This is a genomic window from Pectobacterium jejuense, from assembly GCF_026800125.1.
GTDB classification, from domain to species: domain Bacteria; phylum Pseudomonadota; class Gammaproteobacteria; order Enterobacterales; family Enterobacteriaceae; genus Pectobacterium; species Pectobacterium jejuense.
The window spans coordinates 204,108-222,508 of the sequence record NZ_JAPQKX010000007.1; the positions used below are offsets into that span (position 1 = coordinate 204,108).

The window sequence follows — 18,401 nt, forward strand, 5'->3', positions numbered from 1 at the left end:
ATAAATATCTCTGGCTGCATCCCGCAGGCATCGCACCTGCGGGATGAATATCGTGAGAAAATAAATGGCTTTATGCCTTAGTTGGCGACCTTCACCCAAGTTTGTTGCTGATGGCTTTGCACAATGGCGTCAATGATGAACATGATGTTTGCGCCGTCGTAGAAGGTGGCGAAGTTGAACGAATCGACGCCCGGCTGTTTGCCGTCGCGCAGATAGGTATAAAAGTTCGCCATCATGTTCTTGAACGCATCCGGCCAGCCTTCGATATGCCCACCGGGGAAGTGAACGGCGGCAGCAGCTTCTGGGTTCAGCAGTCCAGGATCGTCCGACAACACCTGATTCGCTTTATCGCGATGACCGATCCACAGCTGCTGCGGCGTTTCCTGATCCCACGCCAGCGACTGTTCACTGCCATTCACTTCAAACGTCAGACGGTTTTTCCGGCCAGCGCTGACCTGAGAAACGGTAAAGGATCCGCGGCTGCCATCTTCAAAGCGCAGCAAAACGGTCGCGTAGTCTTCGGTTTTGACCGGTTTGTCATCGTACTCTGGCGGTGCATCAGATGACGAAAACGTGGCCGTACCGTTCCGATTGGATTTGCGGATCGGATGGACGATGGCTAAATCCGCGAAGACTTCGACAATTTTCCGACCGGAAATAAACTGCACCGTGTCGCACCAGTGCGAGCCGATGTCGGCCACCGCGCGGGAAACGCCGCCGTACTCCGGTTCAACACGCCAGTTATAGTCGGTGTCGCGCAGCATCCAGTCTTGCAGATAGCCGCCGTGTACCGCAAAGACGCGGCCGATCTCCTGACGCTTAATCATGCTGGCAGCCTGCTGCACCATGCCAAACTGGCGATAGACAAAGCTGACGCCGTGAACAACGCCTTTTTCTTCCGCCAGCGCCACCAGCTCACGTGCTTCCTCGCTGGTCATACACAGCGGCTTTTCCGAAAAGACGTGCTTGCCTGCCTGAATAATCTGCTTATTGATCGCCGCATGGAGATGGTTCGGCGTGCAGTTATGGATCGCATCAATACCGGGATGATTTAGCAAATCAGCGACGCTGCCGTAGGCATGGGGAATGTTGAGCTGACGCGCTTTCTGTTGCGCCAGATCGAGTGAATTTTCCGCCAGTGCCACCACCTCAACAAAACCAAGGCGACGAATCGCCTCAAGATGTGCTGGGCCAATAAAACCGGAACCAATAATGCCAACGCGAATCATTCTGCGCTCTCCTCTTTTAATCCCAACATTTTTCTGACTAACGGACGATCGTCGCTGGTTGCGGCGAAGTCGTCAAAAGCGCGTCCTGCAACGGGAATAATGTGGCGGTTGATGAATTCCGCTCCTTCTTTCGCCCCGCAATTGCTGTCTTTCAGGCAGCATTCCCACTCCAGTACCGCCCAGCCGTCGTAGTTGTATTGGGCCAGCTTGCTGAAGATGCCACCGAAATCGATTTGACCATCTCCCGGTGAGCGGAAGCGCCCAGCGCGTTCAGCCCATGACTGATAGCCGCCGTAGACGCCGCTTGTACTCGACGTGTTAAATTCCGCATCTTTCACATGGAACGCTTTGATTCGTGCATGGTAGCGATCGATAAAGCCGAGGTAGTCCATCTGCTGTAAATGCATATGGCTAGGATCGTAAAGAATGTTGGCGCGCGGGTGATGATTGACGACATCAAGGAAGCGTTCAAAGGTCACACCGTCGTGTAAATCTTCTCCCGGATGCAACTCGTAGCACACATCCACGCCGTGCTCGTCAAAACAGTCGAGGATCGGCGTCCACAGGCGACCGAGTTCTTTAAAGGCTTCCTGGATCAGGACTTCTTTACGCGGTGGCCAGGGGTAAAAATAGGGCCAGGCCAGCGCACCGGAAAACGTCGCGTGGGCGTTTAGTCCTAAGCGTGAAGAGGCCTTTGCAGCCTGCTTGATTGCCGCAATAGCCCACTCTTGACGAGCCTGCGGATTGCTGCGGTAAGCCGGTGGTGCGAAATCGTCAAAAGCATCGTCATACGCAGGGTGGACGGCAACGAGTTGCCCTTCCAGATGGGTCGAGAGTTCGCTGATGGTCAGCCCATGCTGCGCTAACAGGCCTTTCACATCATCACAGTAAGTTTGGCTGTCGGCGGCCGTGGCCAGATCGAAAATATGCGGGTGATTGCAGGGGATTTGTAGCGCTTTAAAGCCTAATCCGGCTGCCCATTGCGCCAGATTTTCCAGCGTGTTAAAGGGAGCCTGATCGCCAATATACTGGGCGAGAAAAATACCCGGTCCTTTTAACGTCTTCATTATTACCTCCTTTGGCAACGGGTGTGGTCATGAATACCGTTGCGCGATTGCGATAGTGGAGAATGCAGTGGGATGAGGTGCCATAGGCGACCTCATCCCATTTTCTCGTTAACTAATCTGTCTCAAATGCTTAAGCCCGCTCTTCTTTATATTTGAAGGAGAAGAGGAAAATGACGGCGATGATGGCTGCGGCAACCGCAGGGATCCACCAGAAGGTCGCCCAGATTTCAGGTGCGTTTAATGTGCCGTTGTCGAAGAGACGGTTATAGAGTGCGCCGGAAACCTGTGAGCCCAGCAGCATACCGATACCGTAGGTGAACAGGACCACCATACTTTGTGCCTGACCTTTGATTTTCTCTCCCGCGATGCGGTCGGTGTAGATGAAGCCAATGACGAAGAAGAAGTCATAGCAGATACCGTGCAGCAGGATACCGATGTAGAGCAACCAGCGCGTTTCTTCATTCACGCCCATCGCGAAGAGGGCATAGCGCACGAACCACGCCAGCATGCCGATGAACAGCATGTATTTCACACCCAGCTTTCTAAACAGCAGCGGAATGATCAGCATGAAGACGATTTCGGACATCTGACCAAACGACATGGCGGTGCTGACGTCGCTGATACCCGCATTGCTCAGGAAGGATGCGGTGTAAGCGTAGTAGGTGCCCAGTGGAATAGAGATCAGCATGGCGCAGATGGCAAAGACCAGAAAGTGGCCTTTCTTCAGCAGCGCAAACGCATCAGCACAGAACAGATCGCGTACTGCCAGCGGCAAGCCTTTTGCCGGAGCAGGGGTATGCGGCAGCGTCAGGCTGTAGGCAGACAAGATTGCAGAGCAAACGGCAGCGACGTAGAAGATATTGACGCTTGCGGAGATGCCCGCTGTCCCGATACAGACACCGGCAACGATCCAACCGATGGTGCCGAAGACGCGCACAACCGGGAAGCTTTTCTCGCTGTTGCTCAGGTTATGGAACGCGATGTTGTTGGTTAACGCCAGCGTTGGCATAAAGCACAGCGTGTAGGCGAACAGCAGGATCAGCAGCTGTGAGCCGTCTTCGTTGATTAACGCGGCAGGCACAAACCACAGGATGACCGCGCCGATCAGGTGCAGCAGCGCCATGACTTTTTGTGATGGGAAGAAGCGGTCAACCACCATGCCCAGTACAAACGGCGACAGGATTGAAGCGATTGGCCCAGCAGAGAAGGCGTCGCCAATCATGGCGGCCAAGTTGTGCTGTGTCATAACCAGGCCCAGGGTGACAGACCATGAACCCCAGATGAAGAACTCTAGAAACATCATGAGTGACAGTCTGGGAACCACGAAGGCCGGCTGTAACGATTTGGTAGCTGTGTTTTCAGATGAAGAAACCATGTGGTATCCCTCTTAAAAGTAATCGATTACAATTTGTGTTTTCTAAATGTAATCGATTACTTTTAACTTAACCGCAGCTTTTAGCCATAAATGAGATCCTTATCACTAGAAAGTTATATAGCCATAGCGTAGCTGGCTGTTTTCGCGCAATGATCGGGAATCTGCTTTGTTTGAGGGGAAAAGAAGAATGACGCACTTTGTTTTAGTGGGCGATGTCGGCGGCACCAATACGCGTTTGGCATTATGTGACGCTACAACGGGAGAATTGTCGCAAACCGAGACCTATTCCGGGCTGGATTTCCCTTCTCTGGAAGCGGCCATTCGTGATTATCTCGATTCGCGACAGGTCTCGGTACAGGATGCCTGTATCGCGATTGCCTGCCCGATTACCGGTGACTGGGTGGCAATGACGAACCACACCTGGGCGTTTTCCATCGCAGAAATGAAAGCGAGTCTGGGTCTGCGCCATTTTGAGGTCATCAACGATTTTACCGCTGTTTCCATGGCGGTGCCGGTGATGGCTAACACGGATTTACTCCAATTTGGCGGCGGGGAACCTGTGCCAGGTAAACCGATAGCGGTGTATGGTGCAGGCACGGGGTTAGGCGTCGCTCATCTGGTACATGCCGCCAATCAATGGATTAGCCTGCCGGGTGAGGGCGGCCATGTGGATTTCGCGCCGAATAGCGATGAAGAAGACAAAATTCTCTCTGTTTTGCGCCAGTCGCTCGGGCATGTTTCCGCTGAACGCATACTCTCTGGGCAGGGGCTGGTGAATATTTACCGTGCTGTGGTGCTGTCTGATGGTCGCACGCCGGAGGCGCTGGAGCCGAAAGATATTACCGAACGTGCCGTCGACAATACGGACGTGGACTGTCGTCGCGCGCTGTCGCTCTTCTGCGTCATCATGGGACGCTTCGGCGGCAATCTGGCGTTAAATTTAGGCACGTTTGGTGGTGTGTATATTGCTGGCGGCATCGTTCCTCGCTTTCTTGAGTTCTTTAAAGCTTCCGGTTTTCGGGCGGCTTTTGAAGACAAAGGGCGGTTCAAAGGCTATATGCAGGATATCCCTGTGTACCTGATTACTCATGAGCAGCCGGGATTAATGGGGGCGGGAGCGTACCTGCGGCAGGTGCTGGGTAGCGCGCTGTAAGTCTGTTTGCGAATCGAACGCAATCAGGCAAGCGAGAACGGTCGCTTTTCCTGATTGCGTCATCGTCGGTTATGCCAGAATGCGGGTGCGGATGACATCGGCGATGCTAGGTTCTTCATTGCTGCCAATCACCAGATCGGCTCTCGCCTTGATCTCATCGGCGCTGTTGCCCATCGCGACGCCCAGTCCTACGCCTTCTAGCATGCTGATATCGTTAAAGTTATCGCCGAATGCCACGACGTCTTTCATGCTGATACCCTGTTCGCCAAGCCATTGCTGGAGCAGCTTGCCTTTGCTGTTGCCAGTTTGGGCGATATCAACCTGATCCTGCCATGACCACTCGCAGGCGAGTCCGAGTTGCTTTTCCACTTCTGCGGCGAAATGGTTCAGCGTGGGAACATCGGCGTGCGTGGTCGCGAATTTCCAGATAGCGTGGGACGCTTCGGTCTGACGCACCAGATTTTCCACCTGAGCGAAACGAGGGCGCTGCTGTTCCGGCAGGTTAGCAGCCCATGCCAGCGTGCGGACTACGTGCCCGGTAGGATACTGGTAATACATATCGTCATCGGCATACATCAGCCCATGAATATCAAATTCGTCTAGCAGCGTGATGACGTTTTTTGCCTGTTCGACAGAGAGCGGATTGGTGTGCGACGCTTGGCCTTGCTGGTAATCATAGACGTAGGTACCGTTACAGCAGATGGCGGGCGTATCCAACTGCAATCCCTGATAAAAAGGGTGGATTGCCGAGTGGTGGCGTCCGGTGACGATCATCACTTTTATGCCTTGCTGACGGGCCAGCGCGAGTGCGCTAAGGGATTCTGGCAGGATTTTTTTCTGGTGATTCAGTAGCGTACCATCAAGATCAAGTGCAATTACTCGGTAGGTCATCGTTATCTCGCAAATAAAAATGTGGGTATCAAATTACCCTTACGATAAAGGACATGACGAAAAATAGACAGACAACAGCGAGATAAAAGTATCTGAGGTTCATTTGATGACGAAGGATTCAGCGTGGCGGTGTGAAATAAGGCGAAACGGACGGTTTTACAGCACTATTGTTGATTTTCTATGCTTTCAACGGCTTATCATCTATTTTTTAAGCAGTTGACCACAACGCTGCTTTACAATGTGCGGCGTACTGTTTATAGTGCGCGTCATTGCGGAGGAGTGGCCGAGTGGTTGAAGGCACCGGTCTTGAAAACCGGCGACGCGAAAGCGTTCTAGAGTTCGAATCTCTACTCCTCCGCCACTTCAAGTCCTCCCCTGTATATCTTGTTATTACTCTCTTATCTTCCCCTGATAGTCTGAAGCATCATTCTCATCACTTATTTTCCATTGCTTATCACCAGCCACCGTTAGCTACATCAATCATTACTTTAATCAATCATACTTAAATCAATAGTAGCCTTGCGATGTCTCTGTAGAATAGAGTGATTGGTCATTTATGGTATGCCGTGCGTCGGGTTGAGCAGGTTCGTTATCCTTCTGATGAACTTCTTTTGAGCCTTCCTGTGCCACCACATTCGCGTGAAAAATAAGGAGAATACGATGCAGCAAGTGGTTTATGTCGCTAGCCCAGAAAGCCAGCAGATTCATGTTTGGCAACTCGGTGCTAAGGGAAATCTGACATTATTGCAAACTGTTGACGTTCCAGGACAGGTTCAGCCGATGGTGATCGCACCGAACAAGCGTCACCTGTATGTTGGGGTTCGTCCTGATTTCAGGGTTCTGAGCTATCGTATTGATGAACAAGGTAAATTGGCGGAAGCGGGTGTCGCGTCCTTACCGGGCAGCCCGACGCATCTGTCGACCGATAACGACGGACGTTTCCTGTTCAGCGCGTCTTACAGCGGTGCCTGCGTTAGCGTTAGCCCGATTGGTACTGACGGCATCGTCGGCGAGCCGATCCAACAACTGGACGGACTGGAAGGGTGCCACTCTACTAATATCGATCCAACCAATTCTGTCGTGTGGGCACCGTGCCTGAAAGAAGACCGTATTCGCCTGTACGATCTGGGTGCGACGGGCGAATTGAGCGTACACCGTCAGGCCGAAATGACGACAGTAGCGGGTGCGGGTCCACGCCATATGGCTTTCCACCCAAATCAACGCTTTGCCTATTGTGTGAATGAACTGGACAGCTCGGTAGACGTGTATCAGTTGGATGCCGCCAGCGGCGAACTGCAGAAAGTGCAAACGCTGGATGCGATGCCTGCGGGCTTTAGCGACACGCGCTGGGCGGCAGATATTCACATTACGCCGAATGGTCGCTTCCTGTACATCAGCGATCGTACTGCCAGCCTGCTGAGTGTTTTCCAGGTATCTGAAGATGGCAGCACGTTAACGCTGACCGGACATCAGCCGACCGAAACGCAGCCGCGCGGTTTCAATATCGACAACACCGGTGAGTTCCTGATTTCAGCAGGGCAGAAATCTCAGCACATTGAGGTGTCTCACATCGACCAGAACACAGGCGATCTGCAACCGCTGGCGCGTTACGCCGTCGGTCAGGGGCCAATGTGGGTGTCGGTGCTGGCGCTGGACTAAGTTAGCTAAGCACAACAGTAAGCCCTGCGTTTAACCGCAGGGTTTTTTGTTTCACCATACCTCCAGTAGCGTAATTCGTTAGACCACAAAACACTAAACTCTGTTTTTTATCAATGAGTTAGTTTATTTCAGTGTATGCAAGTTTTTTCCGAGAATTGAGCTGGCTTCCCCTCGTGTGGCCCCTGTGCGGCTCTTGGAAATCAGGCTTCTCGGGGAGCCATCAGCACTAAGGTGCTGGTGCTGACTGTCATCGCTGGCAATCATGCCTGTTTGCTGAATTCCACATACATCCCGCCGTACCTTTCCTGTGCTACTCCTTCGCGACATGCTCAGCAATGAATTCTCTGAGCCATGTCTGTGCAGGATGCGAGTCATTGCGACGGTGCCAAATGAGGCTAAACACGACATCCGGTAAGGAGATCGGCGGCGGAAATAGCGTCAACTGGCTGCCGACGGGAGAATGCAGGGCAACTTGCTTCAACACCGTGGCTGTCATGAGCGTTTGCGCCACGATAGTCGGCACAATGAACATCTGCGGCAAGGTTAGCGCAAGTTTGCGTTTCTTACCCTGCTGTGCAAGTGCCTTATCTACCACGCCATATAGCTCACCTTCGGGGGACGCGAGAATATGGGGTAGCGCGAGGTATTCTTCCATGGTCATCCCCCGTTCGGCCGCCGGATGATTTCGGGTGATGATCGTGACGAATTCGTCACGAAATAGAGGCCGTGTCAGTATCCGGCCATCAGCATGGGTGGGAGGGACACCCATAGCCACATCAATCACCCCTGCATCCAACAGATCGACTGCATGATCCCTATCGTTGAAAGCATGCACGTTCAATGACACACCCGGTGCGTGCTTTGCAAGCACCTGTATCAGGGTCGGCAGCAACACAAAAGTTGGATAGTCAGACAGTCCCAGGTTGACGTTTAACGATGTGTTTCCGGGCTCGAAAATGGTTCTCTGCACGAGCGTGGATTCGATCTGTCGCAAGGCTTGTGTGATTGGCACAGAGAGCTCTCGTGCGCGTGCTGTAGGTAATAGACCATCGGCGCTACGCAAGAAGAGTGGATCACCGAAGCGTTTACGGAGTCTCGAAAGCGCTGAGCTCATTGCAGGTTGACTCACGCCAACCTGGATCGCGGCGCGAGTCACGTTCCGTTCGCTCATCAAGGCATCAAAGGCCACGAGCAGATTGAGGTCAATGCCATGAAAATTCATAAAAGTAATATAGGTATATATTGTTTATTTGTTGGACGGATTTTACTGAGGTCTTCAGAATTGCGCCATCGGTAATCACCACAAGCGGAATAAATAATGAGCACAACCAATACTGATCTCTCCGAACAGCTTCGCAATGAGCGTGACATTGTGAGGACGTTCTATCGGGCATTTAGCGAAAAGAATCCTGATCTCGTCGATGACGTTCTTGCCCCTTCGTGGGAAGACATTCCGCTGGCGCCGGGGCAGGATTCTGGGCCGATCGGCATTAAGCCCATCATCCGAGGCGTGGGGGAGGCATTCCCTGATGTTCAGATCATCATTCACGATATGATTCAGGAACCCGGTAGGATCGCGGTACGTGCCGAGATCAGTGGTACGCACCAAGGTGAGCTTTTCGGCATTGCTCCCACGGGCAAGAAAGTCAGCTTCCGCCTTCACGAATTCCACACGCTCGAAGCCAATCGTCTTACTACCACGTGGCACATGGAAGACTGGTTCGGTTTGTTCCTTCAACTCGGCCAATTCCCTGCTCAAGGCTAATCATTTTGGAGATAACGCGATGAAGGCAGCATTTATTCATACTTTTGGTGCCCCTGGCCTCCTCACTCTCGGCGAGCGTCGGACACGTACTCCGCACCTCAACGACGTTACAGTGCGTGTTGAAGCTGCGAGCGTAAACCCGCTGGATCTACAGATGATAGCAGGGGATATGCAGCAACTCTTCCCGGCCGAACTTCCTTACGTTCCAGGCACTGATTTTAGCGGCGTCATCGAATCTGTCGGTGCGCAAGTGACGCATCTGCGGTCCGGTGACCGAGTGGTCGGGCGTACTGCGCCTGGTGTCGGTGGTGCTTTCGCCGAAAGTCTTGTCATTTCTGCAGATGACCTGTGTCTCATCCCATCGGAGATGAATATTGAACAGGCTGCCGCTCTGCCGACGGCATTCGGTACGGCATGGCAAGCGCTCTTTGACGTCGGTAGCCTGCAACGTGGGCAACGCGTGCTGATTCATGCGGCGGCGGGGGGCGTGGGCAGCATGGCTGTTCAACTGGCACACCAGGCGGGTGCCTATGTCGTTGCCACGGCGTCAAGCAAGAACCTTGATCTAGTCAGAAAACTGGGTGCTGATGAGGTCATCGACTACCGGAGCCAAGATTTTGAAAAAACACGCGATATCGACCTCGTGCTAGATACCGTCGGCGGCGATACGCTGAAGAAATCCTGGTCCGTTCTGCGTACGGGGGGCGTATTGCGACGCTCGTTGAGTTCGGAATTAAACCAATGGATGGATACTCGGGCACGTTTGTCTTCTTTGCCAGTGCAACACCCTTCTTGCCGCACGCCATGCGTCTGTTTCTGACGGGGCAGTTGCAGGTTATTATTGACTCTACTTTCCCGTTGAGTGAAGCACGTTTGGCGCTAGAAAAGGTGGCTACCCGACATGCTTGCGGTAAGGTGCTTATCCGAGCATCACATTGACCGGCCCTACGTGACTAAAACCAATCAACATAAGAAGAGGATCTCCATGAGCAAAACACCAAACAAGGTGGCTATCGTGACCGGCGCTTCACGCGGCATTGGCAAAGCGATCGCGTTGAAGCTGGCCTCTGATGGTTTCGCCGTCGCCATCGGCTATGCTGGCAATCACGAGCAAGCTTGCCAGACGGTTGCAGAGATACAGACGAACGGCGGGAGCGCTCTGGCTGTTCAAGGGGACGTAAGCAACCCTGACGACGTAGACAGACTGTTCTCAACCGTGCTGGAGGTTTTTGGACAGGTGGATGCGGTGGTCAGCAACGCGGGTGTCATGGATCTCGCACCTATCAAGACTGCGAATGTGGACGTTTTTGATCGCATCATGGCCACGAATGTGAGGGGCACCTTTCTCGTCCTTGCGAAAGCTACTGAAGTCCTTAAGGAAGGTGGGCGGATTGTGGCCTTGTCCACGAGTGTAATCGCTAAGGCAACGCCTGGCTATGGGCCTTACATCGCCTCTAAGGCTGCTGTTGAAGGGCTCGTGCATGTCCTTGCCAACGAACTGCGGGGACGCAATATTACGGTGAATGCCGTTGCCCCCGGCCCAGTGAATACCGAGCTGTTCATGAAGGGCAAGACCAAGGAGCAGGTGGAGATGCTGACGAAGATGTCGCCACTGGAACGCCTGGGGCAGCCTGTCGACATCGCTAATGCGGTTTCCTTCTTGCTCGGAAAAGAGGGTGGATGGGTTAATTCTCAAGTTGTCCGAGTCAACGGTGGCTTTGCTTAAGTGCTGTGCTGCACAAAGCCCCCGTTATGCACTGATGCTAATACAGCGCAAGGTCATTAGCCCCGGTATTCGATAATCGATAAACCCGCGTTGTAGTCTGTGCTGTAGATAATGCCGTCGGCATCAACAAACACATCGCAAGACTGAATAATCTGCGGTCTGCCGGGGCGTTTATCGACCATTCTGGCTGGCGCAGCAGGCACCAATGCGCCGGTTTCCTTCGGCTGATACGGGTTACTGATGTCGTAAGCCCGTACCCCAGCATTTTGATACGTGGCGAAAATCAGTGACGAACTGATGAAGCTGCCGGGCCGGTTTTCATGCAGGTTATGTGGGCCAAAGTGTGCGCCTTTCTTCACATAGTCCGCCTCTTTCGGCTGCGGAAAAGTGGCGATGCTCACCGGATTGCTCGGCTCACGAATATCGAACACCCAAATCAATTTCTCGCCATCTTCCTGATTATCCAATACTGCTTCATCCAACACGATCAGCAGATCGCGATCCGGCAACGGCAGCGCTGTATGTGTACCGCCGCCAAACGGTGGGCTCCAGTTGCGGTGGCTAATGAGCTGTGGATTGGTGCGATCGCTCACGTCCAGTAGCGTCAGCCCGCCATCGCGCCAACTACCATAGGCGGTGTCGCCGCTGATGATGGCGTGGTGCAGGGCGTAACGCTTGCCTTCCGGCCAGCTTGCGGTTTCTCCACCAGCGGTATGCATGCCGGGTAGCCAGTAGCGGCCCGCAACCTCTGGACGCTGTGGATCGGCCAGATCGATAGTCAGAAAGATGTAGTCGCTGTAGCCATCGAGCAGCGCGGAGACATAAGCCCAGCGCCCACCTACGTACCAGATGCGGTGAATGCCGATGCCGTCCAGTGGCAGGAAGCTGATTTCGCGTGGTTTATCCGGCGTTGAGATATCGAAAATCCGTAATCCAGCGCTCCAGCTTTTGTCCTGTTGCTTGGTACTGACCGTGTCGGCGACGGAGCGGGTGTAATAGACCTTTTCCTCGGCGAAGCTGGCGTCGGCAAACAAATCGCGTGCGTTGACGACAAGCAGCAGGTCATCGTGCGTTTGCAGGTGGATATTCCAGGTGCCGGGCGGGGCAGCAATAAACCCCGCTGGCTTGGGATTTCTGGCATCGCGCACATCCACAATCGACACGCCTTGTGAAACCATATGCCCGATATAAGCGTAGCCGCGATGAACCATCACCTGCACGCCATCGGGTCTGCCACCCTGATCGCTGTGCCCAATCAGCCGCATATTGCGGCTGTAATCGGGGGTGGGCAGAGGAGTCGATGCCATGAGTTATCTCCGTGTTATTTCGCCTGTTTGGCTTCCAGTGTAGCAAACCACGGTGCGATAAAATCATCCGTATGGCCCCAGCCTGGAATGATTTTCGCTAATCCGGCGACGTTGACTGCACCCGGCTGGCTGGCTAACAGCGCCTGTGGAATCGCAGCTGCGCGGAACTCATAGGTCGCCGGTGTTGGTTCACCGGCAATCTTGTTGGCAACCAGACGCAGGTTCACTTTACCGATCAGCTTAGGATCGACGGCCACGCTGACTTTCCACGGGCTGCTCGCTTCGCGCATCAACTGTAAATCCTGATTGGAGATGTCGATGCTGTACAGTTTGATTTCTGTCCGGCCATTTTCTTTCAACGCTTTATAAGCGCCCTGGCTGAAAGCATCCCACGATCCCCAGATGGCATCGATTTTGCCTTTCGGGTATTTCGCCAGCACTGCACCGACTTTGTTAGCGGTATCACCCTGAACGTCAGAGGACACGGCACCAATCGATTCGAGTTCCTTGATGCCGGGGTTGGCTTTCAGGATCTGTTGATAGGCAAGCTGGCGGCGTTCCATTGGCGGGAAGCCAGCGACCCACAGTTTGATGATATTGGCTTTACCGTTGAAATCCTTCACCAGTTGGCCAAGTGATTCGTTAGTCAGGGAGGCGTCGTCCTGCTGGGTGACGGTCACGCCCGGAATTTCGCCGTTCACGGCGGTATCAAATACGGAAACGGCAATGCCGCTGTCGACAATGCGTTTAATCAAATCGGTAGAGTAGGGATCGCGGCCCTGTGACAGGATGATGCCATCATATTTCTGGCTAATCGCCTGATTCACGAAATCCTGAAAACGGGCGTCATCGCCGTTGCTCAGAAAAGTGCTGACCTTAAAGCCCAGCTTTTTACCTTCTTCAAGCACGCCGGAAACAAACTGCGTGGTGTTGTCGTCCGAACCCAAGTTGCGGATAACCGCGATGCGAACCGGACCGTCATGATTGGCGATAGAGGCCGGAACGGGAGCAATGGTGGCATTCTGATTAGCCAGTGCTGGTAATGCAGTCAGTAAGCTCAGTGCAAGCAGGGCGGGCGTAAATTTCTTCATTATCAGCTCCATGGCGTTTTATAAAGGGGTCTTGTGTTGATGAAAGTGTGTCGTGTCGATGGCAGTATTGTTATGTTTTCTGCGTCACTACTTTATAGCTGTCTTTATGTCTGGATGTCTATTTAAAAATGATACTGCATCATAGCCGTTGAGCGATAGACGAGGAAGAGGGGAACATTATGACTTTTGGGTTTAAGTTATAACGATTCGTGCTGACTGCGGATAAAAAGAAAAATGCCCGCAAGGCGGGCATTTCAGATCGTTGACAAACCTATTTGTCGAACGAAAACGGGAGTAACGGAATAGAAGAGAGTGAGTTATTTCTTCATTTCTTTCTCTTCCATTTCACGCGCCCAGCGTGGGTGGTGTTTACGCGCCCAGCGCTTGGAGACCTTGCCTTCAATCATGCCCTTGATCGACCCTTTGACCCAGAACGCCATGTACATATGGATCAGGATGGCATGGATAAGGACAATAGCCGCAACCGCATGAAGCAGGATAGCGTAGCGCACGACATCAATCGGGAACAGGTGGGCAAAGTAAGGACGCCACATGATAATCCCGGTGATCAGCAGTACCAGCGTCAGCCCCATGATGCTCCAGAACATCATTTTCTGGCCTGGGTTGTATTTACCCACTTCAGCGACTTCATGCTCATTGCCTTTTAATACCTCAACAATATTGAGGAACCACGGCAAGTCACGCTTCTTCGGAATGTTATGGCTAACAAACCGGAAGAACATCGGAATCAGGCAGATGACAATCAGCACGCCAAAAAACGGGTGCAGAATACGCCCCATCTGCGGCGTACCAAACGTCTGCGTCAGCCATTGCAGGGTTGGGAAAAACAAGGCAATACCTGAGAGCGCGACCAGGAAAAAGCTAATCACCACAATCCAGTGACAGATGCGATCGATAAACTTGGTGCGCAAAATCATTTTTGATTTACTCATGTTTGTCTCCCCCTTCTTTATCTTCTCCCTCGTGGTCATGATCCATTTCTTCTGTGTTTGGACCCACACCGATGTAGTGGAACATTAACCCGGCGAACGTGGCGACAAACCCTAATGCAGACAGCGGCTTCAGAATGCCTTTCCACAGGTTGACCGGCGTGGAAATCTGCGGGTCATCCGGCAGATTGTTATAGAGCGACGGCCTGTCTGCGTGGTGCAGAACATACATCACGTGCGTACCGCCCACGCCCTGCGGATCGTAGAGGCCTGCGTTCGCATAACCACGGCTTTTCAGATCGGCGATACGTTCTTCTGCCAGATGCTTCATCTCTTCTTTCGTACCGAAACGAATAGCACCCGTCGGACAGGTTTTCACGCAGGCAGGTTCTTGCCCAACGCTGACCCTGTCGACGCACAGCGTACATTTATAGACGCGGTTATCTTCTTTATTCAGACGTGGAATATTGAATGGGCAGCCGGCGATGCAATAGCCGCAGCCGATACAGTGTTCGGACTGAAAATCGACGATCCCGTTGGCATACTGGATAACCGCACCGGCGGAAGGACAGGCTTTCAGACAGCCCGGATCGCTACAGTGCATGCAGCCATCTTTACGGATCAGCCATTCCAGACGATCGTTCTCTTCCACTTCGGAAAAGCGCATCAGCGTCCAGGATTTGGCGCTCAGATCCGCTGGGTTATCATAAACGCCGAAGTTATGGCCGACCTCGTCACGAATGTCGTTCCACTCGGAACAGGCCACCTGACAGCCTTTACAGCCGATACAGGTGGTGACATCGATCAGTTTTGCCACTTCGCTTTTGTCATTACGCACATGCGGAGGCGGTGTAAAGCCGTTGGTGGCCGAACGTTTAATAATATCTTGTGATTGCATTGACATAGTTGGCTACCCTTACGCCTTCTCTACATTAACCAAAAACGCTTTGTACTCAGGCGTTTGTGAATTAGCGTCGCCGACGCTCGGGGTGAGTGTGTTAGCCAGGAACCCTTTACGCGTGGTGCCCTCAAAGCCCCAGTGGCAGGGGATACCAACGGTTTCCACGCTGCGTCCGGCAATTTGCAGCGTTTTGATGCGCTTGGTGACCACCGCTTTGGCTTTGATGTAGCCACGCTGGCAGGAGACTTTGACTTCATCGCCCGCTTTAATGCCTTTGCTGTTCGCCAGATTTTCGCCGATCTCAACAAACTGTTCCGGCTGCACAATCGCGTTCAGACGCGCGTGTTTTGTCCAGTGACGGAACAATTCGGTAATCGAGTATGTGGTCGCCACGTAAGGAAAGTCCTTCGCGGTGCCCATGGTTTTCGCATCACGCGCAAACAAACGCGCGACCGGGCTGGAAATCACCGACGGGTGCAGCGGGTTGGTGCCAATAGGTGATTCGATCGGCTCGTAGTGTTCAGGGAACGGCCCGTCTACCAGTTTGTCCACGGAGAACAGACGTGCCAGACCTTCCGGCAGCATGATGAACGGCCCGGTGTCTTTACCCGGTGGTACGGTTGCGGCGAAGTCAGGCACATCAATGCCTTGCCACTTCTGACCGGTCCATTCCAGCAATTTACGCTTGCTGTCCCACGGTTTCCCTTGCAGGTCGGCAGAGGCGCGGTTGTAGAGAATGCGGCGGTTTTGCGGCCAGCACCATGACCAGTTCGGCGTACAGCCCAGACCGGCATCCGCATTGTCGCGTTTATCCATCTGGTTACCGGCTTCTGTCCAGCTCCCTGCGTAAATCCAGCAGAAACTGGACGTGGTACCGTCATCACGCAGTTGTGAGAAATCGGCGAGCTGCTGACCTTTTTTCAGGATCAGTTTGCCGCTGTCGTCGTAGATATCAGCCAGCGCCATGCCGTTGGCTTCGCGGGCGATTTCTTCTGGATGTGGATCTTCCGGGTCTTTGTAGTTCCAGTTGATGTTCATCAACGGATCTGGGTAAGTACCGCCTTCTTCGTTATACAGTTCACGCAGACGCATCAGCAGCTTGCCGAGGATTTTACCGTCGTGACGGGCTTCTCCTGGTGGCTCAGCCGCCGCCCAGTGCCATTGCAACCAGCGACCGGAGTTGGCGATAGAACCATTTTCTTCGGCAAAGCAGGAAGACGGCAGACGGAAGACTTCAGTCTGAATGGACTTCGTATCTACGTCGTTGAATTCGCCATAGTTCTGCCAGAATGTGGACGTTTCCGTGACCAGCGGATCGATGATGACCATGTATTTGAGCTTGGAGAGCGCTTCGGTCGCTTTGTTCTTGTTGGAGAACGCTGCGACAGGGTTAAAGCCCTGAACGATGTAGCCGTTCATTTTGCCTTCTACCATCAGCTCGGTTTGCACCATAACGTCGTAGCTACGATCCCACTTCGGCAACCAGTCATAACCCCAGTTATTCGCGGCCTGCGCGTGGTCGCCGTAGAAGCTCTTCATCATGCTGATAAAGAATTTTGGCGTGTTTTTCCAATAGTTAACCTGATCGGGCAGCGCGGCGGTTGGCGTGATTTGGCCCAGATAGGTATTCAGATCCGGCTGTTTTTCTGACGGCAGTGGCATATAACCCGGCAGATTTAACGACAGCAGACCCAGATCGGTATACCCCTGAATGTTGGAGTGGCCGCGCAGGGCGTTGATGCCGCCGCCTGCCATACCAATATTCCCCAGCAGAAGCTGGATCATGCCGGCGGAGCGGATGATTTGCGCGCCGTTGGTGTGGTGCGTCCAACCCAGTGCATACATGAAGGTTGCGGTTTTATTCGGTACACAGGTTTCAGCCAGCGTACGGCAAATCTCTTCATAATCTTTGGCTGAGGTACCGCACAGGGATGTCACCATTTCCAGCGTATAGCGGGAGACGTGTTTTTTCAGCAGGTTCCAGACGCAGCGCGGGTGGGACAGCGTGTTATCGCGTTTGGCGAAACCGGCTTCATCCAACTCATACTGCCAGCTGGATTTGTCATATTGACGTTTTTGTTCGTCGTAGCCGCTGAACAAGCCTTCGTCGAAGCTAAAGTCATCACGTACGATCAGGCTGGCGTTGGTGTAAGACACCACATATTCGCGATGAATTTTATCGTTCGTAATAAGGTAATTAACGATACCTAACAGGAAGGCGGCATCTGAACCGGCGCGAATCGGTGCGTAGAGATCGGCAACGGCAGCGGAGCGGTTAAAACGCGGATCGACAACAATCAGTTTCGCATTGTTGTGCGTTTTCGCTTCAACGGCCCATTTGAAACCGACCGGGTGCGCTTCTGCCGGGTTTCCGCCCATCACGATAATGACGTTGGCGTTTTTGATATCAACCCAGTTGTTAGTCATCGCGCCACGGCCGAATGTCGGTGCCAGTGCCGCAACGGTTGGCCCGTGACACAAACGCGCCTGACAGTCGATGGCAACCATGCCGAGTGCGCGGGCAAATTTCTGATCGAGAATACCGGTTTCGTTGCTGGCAGCAGAAGAGCACAGCATACCGGTAGTCAGCCAGCGATTGACGGTTTCGCCTTTGGCGTTGGTGCGTTCGAAGTTGGCATCACGGTCAGCTTTCATCAGGCGCGCGATGCGTTCAATCGCGTCGTCCCAACTGATTCGTTGCCATTTGTCTGAGCCCGGCGCGCGGTATTCAGGGTAGAGCAGGCGGTTTTCGCTGTGGATATAGTCAACCAGACCCGCACCTTTCGGGCAAAGGGAGCCGCGGCTGACTGGGTGATCCGCATCACCTTCGATATGAAAAACGGAAGGCTTCGCGTTTTTGGCGCCATCGCCCAGGCTATACATGAGCACACCACAACCAACTGAACAGTAGGTGCAGTTGTTACGCGTCTCTTTTGCCCGTAACAGCTTATATTGACGTACTGATGCCATTGCTTCCGTGGGTGTAAAGCCCAATACCGCGAGAGTGGTTCCAGCCATCCCCCCCGCGCAAACTTTAAAGAAACCTCTTCTATTAAGTTGCATTAGTTTCCCTGTGTAATTATGTGTCATTTTTGTTGCGAGCAATTTAACAACACACAAGTTGTGGGCTTTGCGCAAAATCAAAATTTAAGTATTTAAACCCCCATAACACCTATAAAGAGGTATATTTTTTATTCGTTATGTATTGTAATGCATAACGGTTTTGTTATTTCATGGTTACAAACTATGCGGAGCCGCGTGTCAGTCAGAAAGGAATAAACGGGGAT

The 18,401-nt window shown here is 53.0% G+C and carries 16 protein-coding genes and 1 tRNA gene; 7 read left to right on the plus strand and 10 right to left on the minus strand.

Translation table 11 applies throughout. The features are described 5' to 3' along the window. Positions 1-77 precede the first annotated feature (77 nt). The 3 genes from NXT09_RS14665 to NXT09_RS14675 form a co-directional block, all read right to left on the minus strand. A complete protein-coding gene (locus NXT09_RS14665) occupies positions 78-1,229 on the minus strand; it encodes a Gfo/Idh/MocA family protein (RefSeq protein ID WP_268580132.1) in 1,152 nt (383 codons plus the stop codon). Continuing rightward, positions 1,226-2,296 (minus strand): sugar phosphate isomerase/epimerase family protein, encoded by a 1,071-nt coding sequence (locus NXT09_RS14670; RefSeq protein WP_268580133.1) that lies wholly within the window; start codon positions 2,294-2,296, stop codon positions 1,226-1,228. Before NXT09_RS14670 ends, NXT09_RS14665 begins: the two co-directional genes overlap by 4 nt. 130 nt (positions 2,297-2,426) lie before the next feature. Continuing rightward, on the minus strand, positions 2,427-3,671 hold the full coding sequence (locus NXT09_RS14675) for an MFS transporter (RefSeq protein ID WP_268580134.1): 1,245 nt from the start codon (positions 3,669-3,671) through the stop codon (positions 2,427-2,429). Positions 3,672-3,858: 187 nt separating this feature from the next. Between NXT09_RS14675 and glk the strand changes: the two genes are divergently transcribed. After that, positions 3,859-4,824 carry a glucokinase gene (glk, locus tag NXT09_RS14680; protein ID WP_268580135.1) on the plus strand — a complete coding sequence of 322 codons (966 nt, stop codon included), beginning with the start codon at positions 3,859-3,861 and terminating at the stop codon, positions 4,822-4,824. A 69-nt stretch (positions 4,825-4,893) separates the two neighbouring features. On the opposite strand, the gene NXT09_RS14685 is transcribed toward glk, so the two are convergent. Further along, positions 4,894-5,715 (minus strand): pyridoxal phosphatase, encoded by an 822-nt coding sequence (locus NXT09_RS14685; RefSeq protein ID WP_268580136.1) that lies wholly within the window; start codon positions 5,713-5,715, stop codon positions 4,894-4,896. Positions 5,716-5,988: 273 nt separating this feature from the next. Here NXT09_RS14685 and NXT09_RS14690 point away from each other — a divergent pair. Both NXT09_RS14690 and pgl read left to right on the plus strand, forming a co-directional pair. Continuing rightward, positions 5,989-6,076: transfer RNA gene (locus NXT09_RS14690), tRNA-Ser, on the plus strand. A gap of 299 nt (positions 6,077-6,375) precedes the next feature. After that, positions 6,376-7,374 carry a 6-phosphogluconolactonase gene (pgl, locus tag NXT09_RS14695; protein WP_268580137.1) on the plus strand — a complete coding sequence of 333 codons (999 nt, stop codon included), beginning with the start codon at positions 6,376-6,378 and terminating at the stop codon, positions 7,372-7,374. Positions 7,375-7,684: 310 nt separating this feature from the next. On the opposite strand, the gene NXT09_RS14700 is transcribed toward pgl, so the two are convergent. After that, the gene (locus NXT09_RS14700; RefSeq protein WP_268580138.1) at positions 7,685-8,596 is read right to left on the minus strand and encodes a LysR family transcriptional regulator; all 912 of its coding nucleotides are present in this window, start codon (positions 8,594-8,596) and stop codon (positions 7,685-7,687) included. A gap of 96 nt (positions 8,597-8,692) precedes the next feature. On the opposite strand from NXT09_RS14700, the gene NXT09_RS14705 reads away from it, so the two are divergent. Genes NXT09_RS14705 through NXT09_RS14715 form a run of 4 tightly spaced genes read left to right on the plus strand, consistent with a single transcriptional unit; the run spans position 8,693 to position 10,865 of the window. After that, positions 8,693-9,139 carry an ester cyclase gene (locus NXT09_RS14705; protein ID WP_268580139.1) on the plus strand — a complete coding sequence of 149 codons (447 nt, stop codon included), beginning with the start codon at positions 8,693-8,695 and terminating at the stop codon, positions 9,137-9,139. A 19-nt stretch (positions 9,140-9,158) separates the two neighbouring features. Continuing rightward, on the plus strand, positions 9,159-9,959 hold the full coding sequence (locus tag NXT09_RS14710) for an NADP-dependent oxidoreductase (RefSeq protein ID WP_268580140.1): 801 nt from the start codon (positions 9,159-9,161) through the stop codon (positions 9,957-9,959). Then, the gene (locus NXT09_RS22600; protein ID WP_370690958.1) at positions 9,944-10,078 is read left to right on the plus strand and encodes a zinc-binding dehydrogenase; all 135 of its coding nucleotides are present in this window, start codon (positions 9,944-9,946) and stop codon (positions 10,076-10,078) included. The genes NXT09_RS14710 and NXT09_RS22600 overlap by 16 nt, the downstream gene beginning before the upstream one ends. A 46-nt stretch (positions 10,079-10,124) precedes the next feature. Beyond that, complete coding sequence (locus NXT09_RS14715) at positions 10,125-10,865, plus strand: SDR family oxidoreductase (protein ID WP_268580141.1); 741 nt, start codon at positions 10,125-10,127, stop codon at positions 10,863-10,865. Between the two features lie 56 nt (positions 10,866-10,921). Here NXT09_RS14715 and NXT09_RS14720 read toward each other — a convergent pair whose 3' ends face one another. The 5 genes from NXT09_RS14720 to fdnG form a co-directional block, all read right to left on the minus strand. Then, positions 10,922-12,172, minus strand: a complete 1,251-nt coding sequence (locus NXT09_RS14720; RefSeq protein WP_268580142.1) for an LVIVD repeat-containing protein — start codon at positions 12,170-12,172, stop codon at positions 10,922-10,924. Between the two features lie 14 nt (positions 12,173-12,186). Beyond that, the gene (locus NXT09_RS14725; protein ID WP_226307456.1) at positions 12,187-13,263 is read right to left on the minus strand and encodes a sugar ABC transporter substrate-binding protein; all 1,077 of its coding nucleotides are present in this window, start codon (positions 13,261-13,263) and stop codon (positions 12,187-12,189) included. Positions 13,264-13,580: 317 nt separating this feature from the next. Next, positions 13,581-14,216: a formate dehydrogenase-N subunit gamma gene (gene fdnI, locus NXT09_RS14730; protein ID WP_268580143.1), complete on the minus strand. Its 636-nt coding sequence runs from the start codon at positions 14,214-14,216 to the stop codon at positions 13,581-13,583. Then, the gene (gene fdxH, locus NXT09_RS14735) at positions 14,209-15,117 is read right to left on the minus strand and encodes a formate dehydrogenase subunit beta (protein ID WP_268580144.1); all 909 of its coding nucleotides are present in this window, start codon (positions 15,115-15,117) and stop codon (positions 14,209-14,211) included. Before fdxH ends, fdnI begins: the two co-directional genes overlap by 8 nt. Positions 15,118-15,129: 12 nt before the next feature. Next, on the minus strand, positions 15,130-18,177 hold the full coding sequence (fdnG, locus tag NXT09_RS14740) for a formate dehydrogenase-N subunit alpha (protein ID WP_268580145.1): 3,048 nt from the start codon (positions 18,175-18,177) through the stop codon (positions 15,130-15,132). Positions 18,178-18,401: the final 224 nt, after the last annotated feature.